Raw genomic sequence first — 21,051 nt, forward strand, 5'->3', positions numbered from 1 at the left:
CTTGCTCATCTTTTATAAATGTGGAGTTTAACGATGACAAATTTAAATGAACTTGATATTCGTTTGCGCGCGTTTGTTAACGCACCAGACAACTTTTTAGATAGCATTGCGCTTGTCAATGCCTTGCACAACATCCCAGTTTTGGCTAGTGATCAACCTTATGCTCTTGATATTGAAGGGCAAAAGGTGACTCCTGTCTTTTCTGATAAGGAAGATTTGGAAACTTTCAAATCTGAACAAGCTAGTGCCAATGATCAAAATTGGGTTGAACGTCCAACTTTGGATGTTTTAAAAGAAGTCATTGAAAAAGGATTAACTGGAATTGTCTTTAACCTTAAGAAAACAGGCGATTTTGGCAATTCAACTATCTTCAAAAGTAGTGAATTAATCCAATTTTTGAATGCTTACACAACTATTTTGAATAAACTTATGGGTGAAGAAAACCTTGCGGCTGATACTTTGGACAAATACTACCTTGTCCCAGCCTTTGTTCACCCACGTGACGATAAAAGCTTTGACCGTATGTTCCCAACAATGTCTACACCAGAAGGTAAAAGCTATGTCCCAGCCTTTTCAAATCTTCAAAGTTTTGCTAAATGGTATAATCACAAAGATTTTGGAACACCATTTCGCAATGCTCAAGGAAGTATCTTGACATGGCGTTTGGCTGATATTTATCAACCTGGACACGGTGAAAACGACATTGACGAAACGGTCGGAGTTGCCATTAATCCCTTTGATGACCAACAAATTCTTGTTGATTGGTCTGAAATCGACGAAGACGAATAAAAGAAAGGAGAAGATATGGGTTGGTGGAAAGAAACCATTGATATTGTAAAGAAAAACGATCCAGCGGCTCGTAGCTCTCTGGAGATTATACTAACTTACCCTGGTGTCAAAGCCTTGGCTGCGCATCGTATCTCACATTTCTTGTGGAAACATGGCTTGAAATTATTAGCGCGCATGCATAGCCAATTCTGGCGCTTTTGGACACAAATTGAAATTCACCCAGGAGCTGAAATTGCTGAGGGTGTCTTTATCGACCATGGTTCTGGTCTTGTTATTGGTGAAACAGCAATTGTAGAAAAAGGAGTTATGCTTTATCATGGTGTGACTCTTGGTGGAACGGGTAAGGATGTCGGGAAACGTCACCCAACCGTTCGCGAAGGAGCACTTGTTTCAGCGCACGCACAGGTTATTGGACCAATCGAAATTGGAAAAAATTCCAAAGTCGGTGCGGCAGCTGTCGTTGTATCGGATGTTCCAGCAGATGTAACAGTAGTCGGAGTACCAGCGAAAGTTGTTCGTGTTCATGGTAAAAAAGATGAAAATGCCATTCATGACCTTGAAGAACACCGTGAGTACTATACTTCAAAACTTGAAGCAGCTTGCTACGAAAGTTTACATTCATCAAAACTTTAATAAAAACTAAGATGAGATTGGAGGAAGGAACATGACAATTAAAATTTACGATACAATGACCAGAAGTCTTCGTGACTTTGTCCCAATTACTGAAAATACAGTTAACATGTATGTTTGTGGACCAACAGTTTACAACTATATTCATATTGGGAATGCTCGAAGCGTTGTTGCTTTTGACACGATTCGTCGCTATTTTGAATACCGTGGCTACAAAGTAAATTATATTTCTAACTTTACCGATGTTGATGATAAAATCATCAAAGGTGCAGCTGAAGCTGATATGGACACAAAGGCATTTTCTGATAAATTCATTGCAGCCTTTATGGAAGATGTCAAAGAACTCGGTGTAGAACCAGCAACAAAAAATCCACGTGTTATTGATTACATGGATGAAATTATTGCTTTTGTCAAAGACCTTGTGGACAAAGGTTTTGCTTATGAAGCGAATGGTGATGTGTATTTCCGCGTGGCTAAAAGCAAAAACTATGCTAAATTAGCCAATAAAACTTTGGAAGACCTTGAAGTTGGTGCTAGTGGTCGTGTTGATGGCGAAGGTGACATCAAAGAAAATCCACTTGATTTTGCCCTTTGGAAAGCTGCTAAACCAGGTGAAGTTTCATGGAAAAGCCCTTGGGGACAAGGACGTCCTGGTTGGCACATTGAATGTTCTGTAATGGCGACAAGTATTTTAGGTGATACTATTGATATTCACGGTGGTGGAGCTGATTTGGAATTTCCACACCACACTAATGAAATTGCTCAATCAGAAGCCAAAACTGGAAAAACATTTGCTAATTACTGGATGCACAATGGTTTTGTCAATGTTGACAATGAAAAAATGTCAAAATCTCTTGGCAACTTTGTGACAGTTCACGATATGTTGAAAACTGTTGATGGTCAAGTACTTCGTTTCTTCCTTGCGACACAACAATATCGCAAACCTGTCAACTTTACCGAAAAAGCTGTTCACGATGCATCTGTTAACCTTAAGTATTTGAAAAATACCTTTACCTTGCCACTTGGAGAAGCTGTTGATGCAGCTGAACTTGCAAAATTCAAAGCTGATTTTGAAGCAGCGATGGATGATGATTTTAACACAGCAAATGGTATTACAGTTGTCTTTGACATGGCGAAATGGATTAATTCAGGGAATTATGACCAAGTAACCAAAGATACTTTTGCTAAAATGCTTGCTGTATTTGGTATTGTTTTTGAAGAAGAAGTGCTTGATGCGGATATCGAAGCATTGATTGAAAAACGCCAAGAAGCACGTGCTAATCGTGACTTTGCCACAGCCGATGCCATCCGTGACCAATTAGCAGCACAAGGCATTAAATTGTTAGATACCAAAGATGGCGTGAGGTGGACACGTGACTAAGGTAGATGTCAATCTTATTAATGGTATTGCCCTTGCTTTTGAAGGAGATGCCATTTATTCGACTTATATTCGTAAACACTTGATTTTTCAAGGTATGACAAAACCTAATCAATTGCACCGCAAAGCAACGATGTATGTTTCAGCCAAAGCTCAAGCGATGCTGATCAATATGATGCTAGAAGCGCAGCTATTGACTGAAAAGGAAGAAGAAATCTATAAGCGCGGTCGCAATACAAATAGTCATACCAAAGCTAAAAATGCTGACGTTGTGACTTACCGCATGTCGACAGGTTTTGAAGCTGTCATGGGTTATCTTCACATGACTGAGCAGATTGATCGTCTCGAAGAGCTTATTGATTGGTGTATCCAAGCGGTTGAAAAAATTGAAGATTAAGTAAAAAATAAAAATAGCCAGTTCTCGCATGAGAGCTGGTTTTCATGTTATAATAGCACTATGAAGAACAAAGAATTTAATGATCAAAATGACATCGTTTATGGTGTGCATGCCGTAACAGAAGCCCTTCAAGCTAACACAGGAAATAAACTCTACATTCAAGACGACTTGCGTGGAAAAAATGTTGATAAAATCAAAAGCCTAGCCGCAGAGAAAAAAGTCTCTATTTCTTGGACACCTAAAAAAACGCTTAGTGACATGACAAATGGTGCCGTTCACCAAGGTTTTGTTTTACGCGTTTCAGAATTTGCTTATGCTGAATTAGATACCATTTTAGAAAAAGCTGCGCAGGAAGAAAATCCACTAATTCTGATTTTGGATGGACTCAACGACCCGCATAATTTTGGCTCAATTTTGCGAACAGCTGACGCAACAAATGTCACTGGTGTGATTATTCCAAAACATCGTGCGGTTGGTGTGACACCTGTGGTTGCTAAAACATCAACTGGCGCTGTCGAACATGTTCCGATCGCTCGTGTGACAAACCTCAGCCAAACGCTTGATAAATTGAAAGAACAAGGTTTCTGGGTATTTGGTACAGATATGAACGGAACACCATCACACAAATGGAATACAGCTGGCAAACTAGCCCTGATCATTGGTAACGAAGGAAAAGGCATTTCGCCAAACATCAAAAAACAAGTGGATGAAATGATTACGATTCCGATGAATGGTCACGTTCAAAGTTTAAATGCCAGTGTGGCAGCAGCGGTATTGATGTACGAAGTTTTCCGTCATAAAGTGGATTAATTTTTGTAAGACTTGATGAGCCATCTGTGAAAGGACTAAAAAATGAAGAAAAGAATCCTCTTAGTTGATGGTTATAACATGATTGCCTTTTGGCAGGAAACACGTCAACTCTTTAAGACAAATCGATTAGATGAAGCACGCAATATTTTACTGCGTAAGCTCAATAACTATGCTCATTTTGAAAATCTGGATATTATCTGTGTCTTTGATGCTCAGTACGTTCCAGGATTGCGTCAACGTTATGACCAATATAAAATCCAAGTAATTTTCACCGAAGAAGATGAAACAGCTGATTCTTATATTGAACGTACAGCAGCTGAGCTAAATACACCACGCCATCTTGTGGAAGTTGCAACCAGTGATTTAAATGAACAATGGACTGTCTTCTCGCAAGGTGCCCTTCGGGTATCAGCTCGTGAATTGGAGCAGCGCGTAAATACGGTTAAATCAGACTTGGACAAAATGTCAAAGCACATTGATTTAACCACACCAAAACTCAGTCCGTGGAATGATGGACAGATGGATAAATTAAAACAATTACTTGATGATATTTAAAACATCAAAGGACTTTTTTTAAAGGAGCTCGCTAATTGCGGGCTTTTTTGTTATAATGGAAAAGAATTCATTTGATTATCAAAGTATTTTTGGTGACAATGATTGATAACACTGAACGTATGATTGTTTTTATAGTAAAGGGAGAATTATGACTTTTAAATTACTAACGGATTCAACAGCAGACTTAGATGAAAATTGGGCAACTGCTCATGATGTTGAAATCCTAGGACTAACCATTCAATTAGACGGGGAAATCTATGAAACGGTTGGTCCAAATCGTTTGACTAGTGAAAAATTGCTAGAAAGTATGAAAAATGGTGGTAAACCTACAACTAGTCAAGTTAATGTGGGACAATTTGAAGAAAGTTTCCGTCGTCATGCACAAAATGGTGATGAGGTGCTTTACCTAGCTTTTTCTTCTGTCTTATCAGGAACTTACCAAAGTTCAATGATTGCGCGTGATCTTGTTTTAGAAGAATTTCCAGATGCGACTATCGAAATCGTTGATACCTTGGCAGCAGCAGGTGGAGAAGGGTATTTATCTGTCCTAGCAGCTGCAGCGCGTGATGAAGGCAAGACACTCGAAGAAACTAAAGCGATGATTATTGATATTTTGCCTCGCTTACGAACATATTTCCTAGTTGATGACCTTTATCATTTGATGCGTGGCGGTCGTTTATCAAAAACATCTGCTATCATGGGAAGTTTAGCTAATATCAAACCTCTTTTGTGGTTGGATGCCACAGGAAAACTTGTTCCACTAGCAAAAATTCGTGGCCGTAAAAAAGCTTTAAAGGAAGTTGTGGCACAGGCAACAGAATCCCTAGCTCACCGAACAGCTGTTGTCGCTTATGCCAATGATGTAGAAGGGGCTGAAAGCTTGAAAGAGTCATTGCTCGAACATGACATGATTGATGATGTTCTTATTATGCCATTAGGTCCAGTTATCTCAGCTCACGTAGGGCCTGGAACGTTAGCTGTCTTTACAATCGGAAAAGACGCACGATAAAATCAAAAAAGTGGACTTAGTCTGCTTTTTTTGTAAAACATAATGACGGTGGTATTTAATATTTGAATTGGAGTGAGGGAAGATGGTTGTAGCTATTGAGACGGTTGGTTTGTGTCTGTTCTTTTTTATCTTGTGCTTTTTAGGGACAGGAACTGATGATAAAAATTTAAAAAGTTTTTCATCGTATCCAGATGAAGTTCAGACTTTGATAAGAAATAATGAGGATTATCGAGCAAAAGTTAAAACAACTAATAAGTGTGTGGCATTCTTGCAAAATTTTTTAATCTTTTTGGTAATATTATTTATTTTGGGAATAGCTATTAGAAAGCCAAACTTTTTACATAATTTCATTTGTTTAAGCATTATAGGACAAGGATTGAATTTGTTTGATTTACTTGTGATTGATTTAATTTGGTGGAGACGTACAAAACGCATTCGTTTTACAAAAATCCCTGAAAAAGACTTATATCAGAATCCTAGAAAACATATAGAATCATTTACAAGAGCTTTTGTGATGTATCTTCTAATTGCCGTAATAGATGGTTATTTGCTGCAATTTTTGTAACGTCAAATTGCTAAATGGGATATGTCAAAGAGTTTTGCTATGATGTCAAAAGGTATTTGCTAGTATTCAAATGAAAAAAAGAGGATAATTTTGGTGAAAGGTGGAAAAAATGAATATCAGTGAATTACGAAAACAATATCAGATGAGTCAAGATGATTTTGCCAATATTTTTCATGTATCAAGGCAGACTGTATCAAATTGGGAAAATGGGAAAAGCTATCCAGATGTAGAAATGCTGGTTAAAATTAGTGATTATTTTGGCATCTCTGTTGACCAATTAATTAAAAAAGAAACTATACCAAGTGTAGCAAAAAATTCTGAGAAGCAGAAGAAACTGTGGCCAATGCTTGCTGTGATTGCCACAGTGGTTTGCCTTATCGGAGCATTCTTTTTGTACAACTATAATGCAGAACACTCAGTTAAGTTTTCAATGAAAAAAGATAAGACTTATGGTCAAAGTGCAACTAGCCAAAAAACTTTAGAAGTTGCTAAAGGTTATTTCACATTGCCAGAAGATGAAAAGTTGAATCTTAAAGTAAATGGCATGACAGATGATGGAGATTTACATTTAAGTATTGTTGATGAAAATAACAAGTGTTGCTATCAACTTGATGGCGATGAATTAAAAGATAGCCAAAAACTTTACTTTAAAAAAGGGTCTTATAAAGTTCAAATCACTGCTGACAATTATCACGAGAAGGTTGTTAGTCTGGACTATGATGTTCGTGTTAAGGGGTAGATTTCACAATAGTTATAACCAGTCATAAAAAAATTCAATACCCACAATTTGCCTTCTTCCTTGATAGAAGTGATATAATTTTAAAAAAATCAAGGGAGGTAGATTGATGACTTTATCGTATGCTGTACTTGGAAGTGGTGCGATGGGACTACGCTTTGGCCTATTGCTGAAGGAACATTTGAAAGCTCAAGTTGATTTTATCGATACTTGGCAAGAACAAGTTGATACAATTCAAAAACAAGGTGGTGTCTACCAGTCACGTGATGGCAAGAATCGTCATTTGGTTCCAATTGATATTTATCTACCAGAAAACTATCGTGGAAAACCAGATGTCTTGATTATTTTTGACAAACAAATGCATCTGCAAGAATTATTGGAGCGAAGCAAACACTTCTTCAATAGTAGCCAGTATGTTTTTACGGGAATGAACGGCATGGGACATATTGAAAAAATTAATCAATATTTCGCACCTGAAAAAGTTTTAGCAGGAACTTGTTTAATTGGGACAGTTTTAAAAGCAGCAGGAGATGTCGATTTTATCGGAAGGGCTGGCGCAGGTTCGATTAATTTAGCTGCACAGTCCGGTTATGTCGATAGCGTTCAAAAGCAGATTATTGCTGATTTTAGTGCATCAAATCTTAATCCAAATCTGACGGATAATTTTTTAGGAACTCTTTATACAAAGGTAGTTTTCAATTCTGTGATTAATACAATTTGTACTCTTTTTGAAATCCGAATGGGTCAATTTATTGATTATCAGGGAGCAGAGAAACTGGGGAGACAACTAATCGATGAAGCGTATGAAGTCGCAGAGTTAGCTGGAATAAAGCCACTTGGCAGTCGTGAGCAAGAATGGGAGACTATTCGATATGTTAGTGCAGAAACGAGTCCACTTCATTACCCATCAATGTATCAAGATATGAGCAAAGGGCGTCAGACAGAAGTAGATTATATTAATGGCTATATTTATGAGTTGGGCTTAGCAAACGGCTACCAAGCCAAGACACATGACTTCTTGCGTCACCTAGTTCATCTAGCTGAAAACACGCGAAAATACCGCTAAGCGTTTTCTTTTAAAAAGACGAAAAAACTTAGAAAAGATTAGTCATAACTGTTGACTTACTACCACTTTTTTTGGTATTATAATAAACGGTATTGTTTACCCCATTTGTAAGGCCCCGGAACCTTTCAAATAACTCGTGGACCGGAACATCCACACTTTGTAAACAAAAACGAATTCGTATAGGAGAACTCATGAACAAAACAACATTCATGGCTAAACCAGGCCAAGTTGAACGTAAATGGTACGTTGTTGACGCAACAGATGTACCTCTTGGACGTCTTTCTGCAGTAGTTGCTAGCGTACTTCGCGGAAAAAACAAACCAACATTCACACCACACACTGATACAGGTGACTTCGTTATCGTTATCAATGCTGAAAAAGTTAAATTAACTGGTAAAAAAGCAACTGATAAAATCTACTACACTCACTCAATGTATCCAGGTGGATTGAAACAAATCTCAGCAGGTGAACTTCGTTCTAAAAATGCTGTTCGCTTGATTGAAAAATCAGTTAAAGGCATGCTTCCACACAACACTCTTGGACGTGCACAAGGCATGAAATTGAAAGTCTTCGTAGGTAGCGAACACACACACGCTGCTCAACAACCAGAAGTACTTGATATTAAAGGACTTATCTAAGAGAGAAAGGAGCATCTATTAAATGGCACAAGCACAATACACAGGTACTGGTCGTCGTAAAAACGCTGTTGCACGCGTACGTTTGGTCCCAGGTACTGGTAAAATCACAGTTAACAAAAAAGATGTAGAAGAATACATCCCACATGCTGACCTTCGTCTTGTTATTAACCAACCATTCGCAGTTACTTCAACTGTAGGTTCATACGACGTTTTCGTTAACGTTGTAGGTGGTGGTTACGCAGGTCAATCAGGAGCTATCCGTCACGGTATCGCTCGCGCATTGCTTCAAGTAGACCCAGACTTCCGTGATTCATTGAAACGCGCTGGTCTTCTTACACGTGATGCACGTATGGTTGAACGTAAAAAACCAGGTCTTAAAAAAGCTCGTAAAGCTTCACAATTCTCAAAACGTTAATCCGTTTTTCAGATTTGTACAGAAGAACACTCCAAAGAGTGTTCTTTTTTTGTTTTTTGAAAAATTTATTGGAGTAGAAATTTAGAGAAGAAACTCAGAATGCAGTCATGTGCCTTTTAAAAAGCCTCAAAGAGTCTTACTGCCCTATAAAAGGGAAAAGTGATAGAACGTGATTTGATGCTTAAATAGAGCCTGTGAGAGCGTCTGATCGAATAAATCAAAAAAAGCTAAAAAACCTGTTGACAGAGGAAATGAAGTTTAGTATACTAAATAAGCTGTTGTTTGAGGCAGCAAACATTTCAAAAGGCTTTGAAAAAAAGTTAAAAAAGTTCTTGACAAAGCGAGTTAGAAATGCTAAACTAATATAGCTGTTGTTCGAGAGGACGACGGTAACAAATTTGAAAAGAACTTGAAAATTTCTTGAAAAAGATGTTGACAACGAGTTTCAAATTTGATAGAATATAGAAGTTGTCTCGGATGAGACAAAGACCTTTGAAAACTGAACAATACGAACCAAACGTGCGGGTTACGGAAGTAACCTGTCAAAAACGATAAATCTGTCAGTGACAGAATGAGAACAAGATTAAATGAGAGTTTGATCCTGGCTCAGGACGAACGCTGGCGGCGTGCCTAATACATGCAAGTAGAACGCTGAAGACTTTAGCTTGCTAAAGTTGGAAGAGTTGCGAACGGGTGAGTAACGCGTAGGTAACCTGCCTACTAGCGGGGGATAACTATTGGAAACGATAGCTAATACCGCATAACAGCATTTAACCCATGTTAGATGCTTGAAAGGAGCAATTGCTTCACTAGTAGATGGACCTGCGTTGTATTAGCTAGTTGGTGAGGTAACGGCTCACCAAGGCGACGATACATAGCCGACCTGAGAGGGTGATCGGCCACACTGGGACTGAGACACGGCCCAGACTCCTACGGGAGGCAGCAGTAGGGAATCTTCGGCAATGGGGGCAACCCTGACCGAGCAACGCCGCGTGAGTGAAGAAGGTTTTCGGATCGTAAAGCTCTGTTGTAAGAGAAGAACGTGTGTGAGAGTGGAAAGTTCACACAGTGACGGTAACTTACCAGAAAGGGACGGCTAACTACGTGCCAGCAGCCGCGGTAATACGTAGGTCCCGAGCGTTGTCCGGATTTATTGGGCGTAAAGCGAGCGCAGGCGGTTTAATAAGTCTGAAGTTAAAGGCAGTGGCTTAACCATTGTTCGCTTTGGAAACTGTTAGACTTGAGTGCAGAAGGGGAGAGTGGAATTCCATGTGTAGCGGTGAAATGCGTAGATATATGGAGGAACACCGGTGGCGAAAGCGGCTCTCTGGTCTGTAACTGACGCTGAGGCTCGAAAGCGTGGGGAGCAAACAGGATTAGATACCCTGGTAGTCCACGCCGTAAACGATGAGTGCTAGGTGTTAGGCCCTTTCCGGGGCTTAGTGCCGCAGCTAACGCATTAAGCACTCCGCCTGGGGAGTACGACCGCAAGGTTGAAACTCAAAGGAATTGACGGGGGCCCGCACAAGCGGTGGAGCATGTGGTTTAATTCGAAGCAACGCGAAGAACCTTACCAGGTCTTGACATCCCGATGCTATTCCTAGAGATAGGAAGTTTCTTCGGAACATCGGTGACAGGTGGTGCATGGTTGTCGTCAGCTCGTGTCGTGAGATGTTGGGTTAAGTCCCGCAACGAGCGCAACCCCTATTGTTAGTTGCCATCATTAAGTTGGGCACTCTAGCGAGACTGCCGGTAATAAACCGGAGGAAGGTGGGGATGACGTCAAATCATCATGCCCCTTATGACCTGGGCTACACACGTGCTACAATGGTTGGTACAACGAGTCGCGAGTCGGTGACGGCAAGCAAATCTCTTAAAGCCAATCTCAGTTCGGATTGTAGGCTGCAACTCGCCTACATGAAGTCGGAATCGCTAGTAATCGCGGATCAGCACGCCGCGGTGAATACGTTCCCGGGCCTTGTACACACCGCCCGTCACACCACGAGAGTTTGTAACACCCGAAGTCGGTGAGGTAACCTTTTAGGAGCCAGCCGCCTAAGGTGGGATAGATGATTGGGGTGAAGTCGTAACAAGGTAGCCGTATCGGAAGGTGCGGCTGGATCACCTCCTTTCTAAGGATAAACGGAAGCACGTTTGGAGTATTGTTTAGTTTTGAGAGGTCTTGTGGGGCCTTAGCTCAGCTGGGAGAGCGCCTGCTTTGCACGCAGGAGGTCAGCGGTTCGATCCCGCTAGGCTCCATTGAATCGAAAGATTCAAAAGATTGTCCATTGAAAATTGAATATCTATATCAAATTCCACGATTCAAGAAATTGAATTGTAGATAGTAACAAGAAATAAACCGAAACGCTGTGATTTAATGAGTTTAAGGTCAACAGACCAAAATAAGGTTAAGTTAATAAGGGCGCACGGTGGATGCCTTGGCACTAGAAGCCGATGAAGGACGTGACTAACGACGAAATGCTTTGGGGAGTTGTAAGTAAACATTGATCCAGAGATGTCCGAATGGGGGAACCCGGCATGTAATGCATGTCACTCATTACTGTTAAGGTAATGAAGAGGAAGACGCAGTGAACTGAAACATCTAAGTAGCTGCAGGAAGAGAAAGCAAACGCGATTGCCTTAGTAGCGGCGAGCGAAATGGTAAGAGGGCAAACCGATGTGTTTACACATCGGGGTTGTAGGACTGCGACGTGGGACGACAAGATTATAGAAGAATTACCTGGGAAGGTAAGCCAAAGAGAGTAACAGCCTCGTATTCGAAATAGTCTTTAACCCTAGCAGTATCCTGAGTACGGCGAGACACGAGAAATCTCGTCGGAATCTGGGAGGACCATCTCCTAACCCTAAATACTCTCTAGTGACCGATAGTGAACCAGTACCGTGAGGGAAAGGTGAAAAGCACCCCGGGAGGGGAGTGAAATAGAACCTGAAACCGTGTGCCTACAACAAGTTCGAGCCCGTTAATGGGTGAGAGCGTGCCTTTTGTAGAATGAACCGGCGAGTTACGATATGATGCGAGGTTAAGTTGAAGAGACGGAGCCGTAGGGAAACCGAGTCTTAATAGGGCGCATTAGTATCATGTCGTAGACCCGAAACCATGTGACCTACCCATGAGCAGGGTGAAGGTGAGGTAAAACTCACTGGAGGCCCGAACCAGGGCACGTTGAAAAGTGCTTGGATGACTTGTGGGTAGCGGAGAAATTCCAAACGAACTTGGAGATAGCTGGTTCTCTCCGAAATAGCTTTAGGGCTAGCGTCGATGTTAAGTCTCTTGGAGGTAGAGCACTGTTTGATTGAGGGGTCCATCCCGGATTACCAATATCAGATAAACTCCGAATGCCAATGAGATATAATCGGCAGTCAGACTGCGAGTGCTAAGATCCGTAGTCGAAAGGGAAACAGCCCAGACCACCAGCTAAGGTCCCAAAATATATGTTAAGTGGAAAAGGATGTGGGGTTGCACAGACAACTAGGATGTTAGCTTAGAAGCAGCTATTCATTCAAAGAGTGCGTAATAGCTCACTAGTCGAGTGACCCTGCGCCGAAAATGTACCGGGGCTAAAACATATTACCGAAGCTGTGGATACCTTTTAGGTATGGTAGGAGAGCGTTCTATGTGTGAAGAAGGTGTACCGTGAGGAGCGCTGGAACGCATAGAAGTGAGAATGCCGGTATGAGTAGCGAAAGACAGGTGAGAATCCTGTCCACCGTATGACTAAGGTTTCCAGGGGAAGGCTCGTCCTCCCTGGGTTAGTCGGGACCTAAGGAGAGACCGAAAGGTGTATCCGATGGACAACAGGTTGATATTCCTGTACTAGAGTATATAGTGATGGAGGGACGCAGTAGGCTAACTAAAGCGTGCGATTGGAAGTGCACGTCTAAGCAGTGAGGTGTGATATGAGTCAAATGCTTATATCTCTAACATTGAGCTGTGATGGGGAGCGAAGTTAAGTAGCGAAGTTAGTGATGTCACACTGCCAAGAAAAGCTTCTAGCGTTAATTATACTCTACCCGTACCGCAAACCGACACAGGTAGTCGAGGCGAGTAGCCTCAGGTGAGCGAGAGAACTCTCGTTAAGGAACTCGGCAAAATGGCCCCGTAACTTCGGGAGAAGGGGCGCTGGCTTTAAGTCAGCCGCAGTGAATAGGCCCAAGCAACTGTTTATCAAAAACACAGCTCTCTGCTAAATCGTAAGATGATGTATAGGGGGTGACGCCTGCCCGGTGCTGGAAGGTTAAGAGGAGCGCTTAGCATTAGCGAAGGTGTGAATTGAAGCCCCAGTAAACGGCGGCCGTAACTATAACGGTCCTAAGGTAGCGAAATTCCTTGTCGGGTAAGTTCCGACCCGCACGAAAGGCGTAATGATTTGGGCACTGTCTCAACGAGAGACTCGGTGAAATTTTAGTACCTGTGAAGATGCAGGTTACCCGCGACAGGACGGAAAGACCCCATGGAGCTTTACTGCAGTTTGATATTGAGTATCTGTACCACATGTACAGGATAGGTAGGAGCCTATGAAATCGGGACGCTAGTTTCGGTGGAGGCGTTGTTGGGATACTACCCTTGTGTTATGGCTACTCTAACCTAGATAGGTTATCCCTATCGGAGACAGTGTCTGACGGGCAGTTTGACTGGGGCGGTCGCCTCCTAAAAGGTAACGGAGGCGCCCAAAGGTTCCCTCAGAATGGTTGGAAATCATTCGCAGAGTGTAAAGGTATAAGGGAGCTTGACTGCGAGAGCTACAACTCGAGCAGGGACGAAAGTCGGGCTTAGTGATCCGGTGGTTCCGCATGGAAGGGCCATCGCTCAACGGATAAAAGCTACCCTGGGGATAACAGGCTTATCTCCCCCAAGAGTTCACATCGACGGGGAGGTTTGGCACCTCGATGTCGGCTCGTCGCATCCTGGGGCTGTAGTCGGTCCCAAGGGTTGGGCTGTTCGCCCATTAAAGCGGCACGCGAGCTGGGTTCAGAACGTCGTGAGACAGTTCGGTCCCTATCCGTCGCGGGCGTAGGAAATTTGAGAGGATCTGCTCCTAGTACGAGAGGACCAGAGTGGACTTACCGCTGGTGTACCAGTTGTCTTGCCAAAGGCATCGCTGGGTAGCTATGTAGGGAAGGGATAAACGCTGAAAGCATCTAAGTGTGAAGCCCACCTCAAGATGAGATTTCCCATGATTTTATATCAGTAAGAGCCCTGAGAGATGATCAGGTAGATAGGTTAGAAGTGTAAGTGTGGTGACACATGTAGCGGACTAATACTAATAGCTCGAGGACTTATCCAAAAAAGAAACGAGTCAATATTGACAGCGAGTCGGTTTCTTGTTAGAATATATAGGTATTCAATTTTGATTGGATAATCAATCATAGTTAAGTGACGATAGCCTAGGAGATACACCTGTTCCCATGCCGAACACAGAAGTTAAGCCCTAGCACGCCTGATGTAGTTGGGGGTTGCCCCCTGTTAGATATGGTAGTCGCTTAGCATTTATCCGCCATAGCTCAGTTGGTAGTAGCGCATGACTGTTAATCATGATGTCGTAGGTTCGAGTCCTACTGGCGGAGTTTAAAAGCGGTAGACGGAGAGCAACTCAGATGAGTTGCTTTTTTTGTGCATTCATTTGGACATTTTTGTCATGTTCCTTTTTCCTAATTCTTTTTATAATAAGAGTACCTTAACATAAAAAAGGACAAAGGAGATCGTAACAGTGGATTTTGAACGCTATTTTCAAACGGTTAAACCAATTATTTTAAAATTACGCCGTCATTATTTTGTCAAACTTTGGGATTATGAAGATTGGATTCAAGAAGGTCGAATTGTTTTCTTTCAACTCTTAGAGGAACAGCCAGACCTCTTAATTAATGAAGGCAAACGCTATAGCTACTTTAAAACAAAATTTTCTAACCATGTTAAAGATATTATCCGCCATCAGGAATCCTTTAAGAGGAAATTTAATCGTATGCCTTATGAAGAAATTGGTGATATTAGTCACTGTGTGCCCCAGGTATCTTTCTTTGAAGTCGCAGATTACGTGGCTTATCAGGATAGCTTAGCACGTTTACGAAGAACATTGGGAAGAGAAGACCGACTAAAGTTGGAAAAAGTGATTCGTGGGGAACGTTTTGAAGGGAAGAAAGCCTTTTTAAAAAGCATTGAACCGTATTTCTCAGATTTTAGACCATAAGAAAAGACCAGAGGATTCTGGCCTTTTTACTTACTCTTCTGCCCGGAAGAAAAATCCAATTTTAGACCTAAAACATGAATATTTGTTTTAAATATTCTAAAATAATTCGTTATTAGCGAATTATTTTGCTAATTAAATGGAATTTTTCAGAAAATTGTGGTAAAATTGAACAAATATTAGTTTTGGAGGCTTCTCATGAAAGCAATTATTACTGTTGTCGGAAAAGATAAAGCAGGTATTGTAGCAGGTGTTTCAGCAAAAATTGCTGAGTTTGGTTTGAATATTGATGATATTTCTCAAACTGTTTTGGATGATTTTTTCACAATGATGGCTGTTGTTTCATCTGATGAAAAACAAGATTTCACAAAATTACGCTCTGAATTTGAAGCTTATGGGGACACGCTTAACGTCAAAATTAACATTCAAAGCGCAGCGATTTTTGACGCTATGTACAATATTTAAGGAGGCTAGCTGTGGATATTAGACAAGTTACTGAAACAATTGCAATGATTGAAGAGCAAAATTTCGATGTTCGTACTATTACGATGGGAATTTCTCTTCTTGATTGTATCGATCCTGATATTAATAAAGCTGCTGATAAAATTTATAAAAAAGTAGTCGAAAAAGCTGGTTCTCTTGTTGAAGTTGGAGATGAAATTGCTGCTGAGCTTGGTATTCCAATTGTAAATAAACGTGTTTCAGTTACACCAATTTCAATTATTGGTGCTGCAACTGATGCGACAGACTATCTTCCACTTGCACATGCTTTAGATAAAGCTGCACATGAAATTGGTATTGATTTCATCGGTGGTTTTTCTGCATTGGTTCAAAAAGGTTACCAAAAAGGCGATGAAATCTTGATTAATTCAATTCCTCGTGCACTTGCTGAGACTGAAAAAGTATGTTCATCAGTAAATATTGGTTCAACAAAATCTGGTATCAATATGACTGCTGTTGCTGACATGGGACGTGTGATTAAAGAAACTGCTCAATTGTCTGATTTAGGCGCTGCGAAATTAGTTGTGTTTGCCAATGCGGTTGAGGATAATCCTTTCATGGCTGGTGCTTTCCATGGTGTTGGTGAAGCGGATGTTGTCATTAATGTCGGTGTTTCTGGTCCTGGTGTTGTCAAACGTGCTCTTGAAAAAGTTCGCGGTGAAAGCTTCGATGTTGTTGCAGAAACTGTTAAGAAAACAGCCTTCAAAATTACTCGTATCGGTCAATTAGTTGGTCAAATGGCTAGTGAACGTTTAGGGGTTAAATTTGGTATTGTTGACCTTTCACTTGCTCCTACACCAGCTGTTGGGGATTCTGTCGCTCGTGTTCTTGAAGAAATGGGACTTGAAGCAGTTGGTACTCACGGTACAACTGCAGCACTTGCGCTTTTGAATGACCAAGTTAAAAAAGGTGGAATCATGGCTTGTAACCAAGTCGGTGGTCTATCAGGTGCTTTCATTCCAGTTTCTGAAGATGAAGGAATGATTGCTGCTGTTCAAAATGGTTCTCTTAATTTAGAAAAACTTGAAGCTATGACAGCTATCTGTTCAGTTGGTTTGGATATGATTGCTATTCCTGAGGATACTCCGCACGAAACAATTGCTGCTATGATTGCTGATGAAGCTGCTATTGGTGTTATTAATCAAAAAACAACAGCTGTTCGTATCATTCCTAAAGGTAAAGAAGGCGATATGATTGAATTTGGTGGACTTCTTGGTGCTGCACCAGTGATGCGTGTTAACCATAATTCGTCTGCTGATTTCATTCACCGTGGAGGTCAAATTCCTGCGCCTGTCCATAGCTTTAAAAACTAATCTGTTAATCATTTTTAGTCATAAAATATCTAGGGTGAAAGTAATTTTTGCCCTAGATTTTTGTTTGAAATCCGTCTTTAAAAACTTGTCTTTTTCCTAATTAAGATTGTGTTTTGGACGAAGGAGCAAAGCGAAAAATATGTTATAATAAAGTGGCATTAAAGTCTTAAATTACTATTTATTTTGTTATCACTATTTCTGTTTGTTTCTAGTTTATAGGAGGAAGCCAATGGTAAAAACAAGGTTGTATATTGCTCGTCATGGTAAGACAATGTTTAACACAATCGGTCGTGCACAGGGTTGGAGTGATACTCCGTTGACTGCTGAGGGTGAACGTGGTATTCAGGAACTTGGTGTTGGCTTAAAGGCTGCGGGTTTGACATTTAAGGAAGCTTTTTCAAGTGATAGTGGGCGGACTTTGCAAACAATGGAAATTATATTGCGAGAATGTCAGCAAGAGGATATTACTTACACGCGTGATAAACGTATTCGTGAGTGGTGCTTTGGTAGTCTAGATGGAGGATATGACGGTGAGCTCTTCAACGGTGTTCTTCCTCGAGTTTTTGATAAGGATATGACAAAGCTGTCTTACGAAGAATTAGCCAAGGGCATTTACAAAGTTGATACTGCTGGTTGGGCTGAAACTTGGGAAGAGCTAAGTAGTCGGATTTTAGAAGGTTTTACTGCTATTGCTAAAAAGATTGAAGCATCAGGCGGCGGCAATGCCATTGTAGTGAGTCATGGTATGACTATTGGTACATTTTTGTGGTTAATTGACCCTACGACACCAAGAGGTCTTGGACTAGATAATGGTAGTGTAACAGTTGTTAGTTTTGAGAATGGCAAATTTATTATTGAATCGATTGGAGATGTTAGTTATCGTCTCAAAGGTCGACAATTATTAGAAGAAAGAAAAGATGAGAAAAAAGCGTAGTTTACCAACCTTAATATTAGGGTTATTAGTTATTATCATTTTTATTGTTGGAATTTTTGTTTTCGTTCAAGGAAATCGATTGACGTTAAAGGAAAATGCAAGAAATGCTTCTACTTCGGTGAGTCAAAGTTCATCAGCTAAGTCCTCTTCAGTAGCTGCTAAGAAAAAAGTAGCGAATTTACCTGATGTTTCAACCAAAGATTGGCAATTGGTCTTGGTAAATCGTGACCACATCACGCCAGAAATGAATCCTGATTTGACGCAGATTGATAATATTACGGTTGATTCACGTATTGCTGATGATGCTCGTAATTTCTTGGCTGCAGCGCAAGCTATTGACGCTAGTGAACACTTGATTTCTGGTTACCGAAGCGTTGCGTACCAGGAAGAATTGTTTAATTCATATGTATCGCAGGAAATGGCTGCTGATCCAAGTTTGACACAGTCTGCGGCAGAAGATTTGGTTAAGACGTATTCACAACCGGCTGGGGCTAGTGAACACCAAACTGGTTTAGCCATGGATATGAGTACTGTTAATTACCTCAATCAAAGTGATGTTGATGTTGTGGAAAAAGTAAAAGCTATTGCACCTGAATATGGATTTGTTCTTCGTTTTCCAAAAGGAAAAAGTGAGTCAACAGGTGTTGATTATGAAGATTGGCACTTCCGTTATGTTGGTAAAGAATCAGCAAAATACATGACTGATAATAATCTTAGCCTTGAAGAATACATTGCTTTGTTGAAGGAGAATAAACGATGAAATCTCGATTCTCTTTTGTTCAATTTCTTGTATTTTTGGCTGTTTTGGTTCTAGGTATTTTTTCACCGCTATATGCTCACCGAGCAACACCTAGTGCAAATAAAACAGAAAAAGTTTCCTATAATAAGTCGGAATTTTTTGCTGACATTGCACCAGCGGTTCAAGAAGTGGCAGAAGCTTATGGCGTGCGTCCGTCATTGGTGATGGCACAAGCAGCGTTAGAATCTGATTATGGTCAAAATTTGCTAGCTGTAAAATATCATAATCTCTTTGCTGTTTTTGCGCAGCCAGGAAATAAACCTGTGACTTTGAAATACAAACGTTATTTTGTCAATGAGTGGCAAACTGAAATTGGCCAATTTGCTGTTTATAAATCTTGGGATGATGCTATCTATGATTATTTTGCTTTACTGAAGTCAGGTAAAATTCGTAATAGCGAAGGTGCTTATGACGTTATGGTTTCTAACAAAGGGTACAAGAAACCAGCACAAGCACTGCAAGATATGGGCTTTAGTTCAGACCCCAATTATGCGAGTAAATTGATTGCTATTATTGAAGAAAATGACTTAACAACATATGATAAATAAGGAATTAGCACTCTAGTAAAAAGAGTGCTAATTTTTTATGCTTTTTCCTTGACACTGCTTTTTAGAGGAGTATAATAGAATTATAAATTAGCAGTCGAGGTAAATGAGTGCTAAAAGTTGAAAGGGGCGAGGTTATGATAACACAACGTCAAAGTGAAATTCTGAATTTAATCGTTGAATTGTTTACACAGACGCATGAACCTATTGGCTCTAAAACTTTGCAAGCAACTATCGATTCAAGTAGTGCTACCATTCGTAATGACATGGCTAAACTTGAAAAGCTAGGGTTGCTTGAGAAAGCTCACACGTCTAGTGGACGGATGCCAAGTGCTGCTGGATTTAAGTACTTTGTTGAGCATTCATTGAGTCTTGATAGTATCGATGAACGTGATATTTATCAAGTGGTTAAGGCTTTTGATTTTGAAGCTTTTAAGCTTGATGATATTTTACAAAAGGCAAGTCAAGTCTTGGCTGATATGACTGGTTATACATCAGTGATTTTGGATGTTGAACCAGCCCGCCAGAAATTAACTGCCTTTGATATTGTTCAACTATCAAGTCATGACGCTTTAGCTGTTTTAACTTTGGATGAATCTAAGCCAGCAACTATTCAATTTGCCATTCCGAAAAACTTTATGTTGAAAGATTTGGTGACTTTGAAAGAAATCGTTGATGAACGTTTGCTTGGTCGTACGGTGATGGATATCCATTATAAGTTACGAACAGAAATTCCACAGGTTTTGCAAAAGTATTTCACAGTAACAGATAATGTTCTGGATTTGTTTGATTATATTTTTGCAGAATTGTTCAGAGAATTGGTTTTCGTAGCTGGTAAAGTTAATTCGCTTGATTATGCTGATTTGGAGACTTACCGTTTCTTGGATAATGACCAACGAGTGGCGGTTGCGCTTCGCTCTTCAATGAAAGAAGATGAAATTGCCAATGTTCAGGTTGCAGATAGTCAAGAGCCAGCTTTAGCAAATGTGACTGTTTTAACACATAAGTTTCTGATTCCTTATCGTGGATTTGGGCTCCTTAGCTTGATTGGTCCCATTGATATGGATTATCGCCGAAGCGTTAGCTTGGTTAATGTTATCGGGCGAGTTTTAGCGATGAAACTTGGTGATTACTACCGATATCTTAATAGTAATCACTACGAGGTCAACTAAGTTTAGTAATTGAATTAAATTGATAAAAAGATAGGGAGGGACACAGTGTCAGAAGAAATTAAAAACGAAGAACTTCAAGAAGAAGTTGAAGCCACTGATGTTGTGACTGAAGAAAAAGTAGAAGAGCAGCCTCAAGAAGATGCTCAAAATGAAGAATTACAAAAAGCACTTGAGCGTGCTGAAGATTTTGAAAATAAATACCTTCGTGCTCATGCTGAAATGCAAAATATTCAACGTCGTGCTAACGAAGAACGTCAACAATTGCAAAAATACCGTTCACAAGATTTAGCAAAAGCTATTTTACCAAGTTTGGATAACTTGGAACGAGCTCTTGCTGTTGAAGGTTTGACTGACGATGTAAAAAAAGGTCTTGAAATGACACGCGATAGCCTAGTTCGTGCACTTAATGAAGAAGGTGTTGAAGAAGTGGTTGTTGAAAACTTTGACCACAACTTGCACATGGCAGTTCAAACACTTCCAGCGGATGATGAACATCCAGTGGATAGCATTGCACAAGTTCTTCAAAAAGGTTATAAACTTCATGAACGCTTGTTGCGTCCTGCAATGGTTGTTGTTTACAACTAAATACAAATGAC

The 21,051-nt window shown here is 40.5% G+C and carries 20 protein-coding genes, 2 tRNA genes and 3 rRNA genes; all 25 read left to right on the forward strand.

All coding sequences use genetic code 11. The features are described from left to right. The first annotated feature begins 33 nt into the window (after positions 1-33). The gene (locus tag GPZ88_RS05835; protein ID WP_039697541.1) at positions 34-789 is read left to right on the forward strand and encodes an SseB family protein; all 756 of its coding nucleotides are present in this window, start codon (positions 34-36) and stop codon (positions 787-789) included. A 15-nt stretch (positions 790-804) separates the two neighbouring features. Next, positions 805-1,422: a serine O-acetyltransferase gene (gene cysE, locus GPZ88_RS05840; RefSeq protein WP_020916093.1), complete on the forward strand. Its 618-nt coding sequence runs from the start codon at positions 805-807 to the stop codon at positions 1,420-1,422. 31 nt (positions 1,423-1,453) lie between these two features. Then, positions 1,454-2,800: a cysteine--tRNA ligase gene (cysS, locus tag GPZ88_RS05845; RefSeq protein WP_166043691.1), complete on the forward strand. Its 1,347-nt coding sequence runs from the start codon at positions 1,454-1,456 to the stop codon at positions 2,798-2,800. Continuing rightward, entirely contained in the window at positions 2,793-3,194 is a 402-nt protein-coding gene (locus tag GPZ88_RS05850; RefSeq protein ID WP_003067681.1) for a Mini-ribonuclease 3, read from the forward strand. Before cysS ends, GPZ88_RS05850 begins: the two co-directional genes overlap by 8 nt. A 60-nt stretch (positions 3,195-3,254) precedes the next feature. Then, entirely contained in the window at positions 3,255-4,004 is a 750-nt protein-coding gene (gene rlmB, locus GPZ88_RS05855; RefSeq protein WP_074565004.1) for a 23S rRNA (guanosine(2251)-2'-O)-methyltransferase RlmB, read from the forward strand. Between the two features lie 42 nt (positions 4,005-4,046). Then, the gene (locus GPZ88_RS05860; protein ID WP_039697544.1) at positions 4,047-4,559 is read left to right on the forward strand and encodes an NYN domain-containing protein; all 513 of its coding nucleotides are present in this window, start codon (positions 4,047-4,049) and stop codon (positions 4,557-4,559) included. Between the two features lie 148 nt (positions 4,560-4,707). Then, positions 4,708-5,568: a DegV family protein gene (locus GPZ88_RS05865; protein WP_166043692.1), complete on the forward strand. Its 861-nt coding sequence runs from the start codon at positions 4,708-4,710 to the stop codon at positions 5,566-5,568. Positions 5,569-5,650: 82 nt separating this feature from the next. After that, the gene (locus GPZ88_RS05870; RefSeq protein ID WP_166043695.1) at positions 5,651-6,133 is read left to right on the forward strand and encodes an ABC transporter permease; all 483 of its coding nucleotides are present in this window, start codon (positions 5,651-5,653) and stop codon (positions 6,131-6,133) included. A 109-nt stretch (positions 6,134-6,242) separates the two neighbouring features. Beyond that, positions 6,243-6,872, forward strand: a complete 630-nt coding sequence (locus GPZ88_RS05875; protein ID WP_166043697.1) for a helix-turn-helix transcriptional regulator — start codon at positions 6,243-6,245, stop codon at positions 6,870-6,872. 106 nt (positions 6,873-6,978) lie between these two features. Further along, the gene (locus tag GPZ88_RS05880; RefSeq protein ID WP_166043699.1) at positions 6,979-7,935 is read left to right on the forward strand and encodes a ketopantoate reductase family protein; all 957 of its coding nucleotides are present in this window, start codon (positions 6,979-6,981) and stop codon (positions 7,933-7,935) included. Between the two features lie 191 nt (positions 7,936-8,126). Next, positions 8,127-8,573: a 50S ribosomal protein L13 gene (gene rplM / locus GPZ88_RS05885; RefSeq protein WP_003063191.1), complete on the forward strand. Its 447-nt coding sequence runs from the start codon at positions 8,127-8,129 to the stop codon at positions 8,571-8,573. Between the two features lie 22 nt (positions 8,574-8,595). Beyond that, positions 8,596-8,988, forward strand: a complete 393-nt coding sequence (rpsI, locus tag GPZ88_RS05890; RefSeq protein ID WP_003067667.1) for a 30S ribosomal protein S9 — start codon at positions 8,596-8,598, stop codon at positions 8,986-8,988. 583 nt (positions 8,989-9,571) lie between these two features. Continuing rightward, positions 9,572-11,120: ribosomal RNA gene (locus GPZ88_RS05895) — 16S ribosomal RNA — on the forward strand. Between the two features lie 54 nt (positions 11,121-11,174). Next, positions 11,175-11,247: transfer RNA gene (locus GPZ88_RS05900), tRNA-Ala, on the forward strand. Between the two features lie 147 nt (positions 11,248-11,394). Further along, positions 11,395-14,294, forward strand: a 23S ribosomal RNA gene (locus tag GPZ88_RS05905). 85 nt (positions 14,295-14,379) lie between these two features. After that, positions 14,380-14,495, forward strand: a 5S ribosomal RNA gene (gene rrf / locus GPZ88_RS05910). Together the 16S, 23S and 5S rRNA genes with 2 tRNA genes alongside form the textbook arrangement of a ribosomal RNA operon. A gap of 5 nt (positions 14,496-14,500) precedes the next feature. Continuing rightward, a tRNA-Asn gene (locus GPZ88_RS05915) sits at positions 14,501-14,574 on the forward strand. A 143-nt stretch (positions 14,575-14,717) separates the two neighbouring features. Further along, complete coding sequence (locus GPZ88_RS05920) at positions 14,718-15,194, forward strand: sigma-70 RNA polymerase sigma factor region 4 domain-containing protein (protein ID WP_166043701.1); 477 nt, start codon at positions 14,718-14,720, stop codon at positions 15,192-15,194. A gap of 195 nt (positions 15,195-15,389) precedes the next feature. After that, complete coding sequence (locus GPZ88_RS05925; protein ID WP_039696002.1) at positions 15,390-15,656, forward strand: ACT domain-containing protein; 267 nt, start codon at positions 15,390-15,392, stop codon at positions 15,654-15,656. Between the two features lie 11 nt (positions 15,657-15,667). Continuing rightward, positions 15,668-17,005 carry a PFL family protein gene (locus GPZ88_RS05930; protein ID WP_006531013.1) on the forward strand — a complete coding sequence of 446 codons (1,338 nt, stop codon included), beginning with the start codon at positions 15,668-15,670 and terminating at the stop codon, positions 17,003-17,005. A 229-nt stretch (positions 17,006-17,234) separates the two neighbouring features. After that, a complete protein-coding gene (locus tag GPZ88_RS05935) occupies positions 17,235-17,939 on the forward strand; it encodes a histidine phosphatase family protein (RefSeq protein WP_158913158.1) in 705 nt (234 codons plus the stop codon). Beyond that, entirely contained in the window at positions 17,923-18,699 is a 777-nt protein-coding gene (locus GPZ88_RS05940; protein WP_158913160.1) for a M15 family metallopeptidase, read from the forward strand. Before GPZ88_RS05935 ends, GPZ88_RS05940 begins: the two co-directional genes overlap by 17 nt. Then, on the forward strand, positions 18,696-19,286 hold the full coding sequence (locus GPZ88_RS05945) for a glycoside hydrolase family 73 protein (protein WP_158913162.1): 591 nt from the start codon (positions 18,696-18,698) through the stop codon (positions 19,284-19,286). Before GPZ88_RS05940 ends, GPZ88_RS05945 begins: the two co-directional genes overlap by 4 nt. Positions 19,287-19,420: 134 nt before the next feature. After that, positions 19,421-20,455: a heat-inducible transcriptional repressor HrcA gene (hrcA, locus tag GPZ88_RS05950; protein ID WP_039696007.1), complete on the forward strand. Its 1,035-nt coding sequence runs from the start codon at positions 19,421-19,423 to the stop codon at positions 20,453-20,455. 45 nt (positions 20,456-20,500) lie between these two features. Continuing rightward, positions 20,501-21,040: a nucleotide exchange factor GrpE gene (gene grpE / locus GPZ88_RS05955; protein ID WP_039696008.1), complete on the forward strand. Its 540-nt coding sequence runs from the start codon at positions 20,501-20,503 to the stop codon at positions 21,038-21,040. Positions 21,041-21,051 lie beyond the last annotated feature (11 nt).

Source organism: Streptococcus ruminicola (assembly GCF_011387195.1).
Lineage (GTDB): Bacteria > Bacillota > Bacilli > Lactobacillales > Streptococcaceae > Streptococcus > Streptococcus ruminicola.

What these genes read in the sequence shown, in the direction of transcription:
- cysS (WP_166043691.1), top strand. Translation starts at nt 1,454, where the DNA reads ATGACAATTAAAATTTACGATACAATGACCAGAAGTCTTCGTGACTTT.
- cysE (WP_020916093.1), top strand. Translation starts at nt 805, where the DNA reads ATGGGTTGGTGGAAAGAAACCATTGATATTGTAAAGAAAAACGATCCA.
- rpsI (WP_003067667.1), top strand. Translation starts at nt 8,596, where the DNA reads ATGGCACAAGCACAATACACAGGTACTGGTCGTCGTAAAAACGCTGTT.
- GPZ88_RS05875 (WP_166043697.1), top strand. Translation starts at nt 6,243, where the DNA reads ATGAATATCAGTGAATTACGAAAACAATATCAGATGAGTCAAGATGAT.
- GPZ88_RS05835 (WP_039697541.1), top strand. Translation starts at nt 34, where the DNA reads ATGACAAATTTAAATGAACTTGATATTCGTTTGCGCGCGTTTGTTAAC.
- GPZ88_RS05925 (WP_039696002.1), top strand. Translation starts at nt 15,390, where the DNA reads ATGAAAGCAATTATTACTGTTGTCGGAAAAGATAAAGCAGGTATTGTA.
- hrcA (WP_039696007.1), top strand. Translation starts at nt 19,421, where the DNA reads ATGATAACACAACGTCAAAGTGAAATTCTGAATTTAATCGTTGAATTG.
- GPZ88_RS05865 (WP_166043692.1), top strand. Translation starts at nt 4,708, where the DNA reads ATGACTTTTAAATTACTAACGGATTCAACAGCAGACTTAGATGAAAAT.
- GPZ88_RS05860 (WP_039697544.1), top strand. Translation starts at nt 4,047, where the DNA reads ATGAAGAAAAGAATCCTCTTAGTTGATGGTTATAACATGATTGCCTTT.
- GPZ88_RS05870 (WP_166043695.1), top strand. Translation starts at nt 5,651, where the DNA reads ATGGTTGTAGCTATTGAGACGGTTGGTTTGTGTCTGTTCTTTTTTATC.
- rlmB (WP_074565004.1), top strand. Translation starts at nt 3,255, where the DNA reads ATGAAGAACAAAGAATTTAATGATCAAAATGACATCGTTTATGGTGTG.
- GPZ88_RS05880 (WP_166043699.1), top strand. Translation starts at nt 6,979, where the DNA reads ATGACTTTATCGTATGCTGTACTTGGAAGTGGTGCGATGGGACTACGC.
- GPZ88_RS05935 (WP_158913158.1), top strand. Translation starts at nt 17,235, where the DNA reads ATGGTAAAAACAAGGTTGTATATTGCTCGTCATGGTAAGACAATGTTT.
- GPZ88_RS05945 (WP_158913162.1), top strand. Translation starts at nt 18,696, where the DNA reads ATGAAATCTCGATTCTCTTTTGTTCAATTTCTTGTATTTTTGGCTGTT.
- rplM (WP_003063191.1), top strand. Translation starts at nt 8,127, where the DNA reads ATGAACAAAACAACATTCATGGCTAAACCAGGCCAAGTTGAACGTAAA.
- GPZ88_RS05940 (WP_158913160.1), top strand. Translation starts at nt 17,923, where the DNA reads ATGAGAAAAAAGCGTAGTTTACCAACCTTAATATTAGGGTTATTAGTT.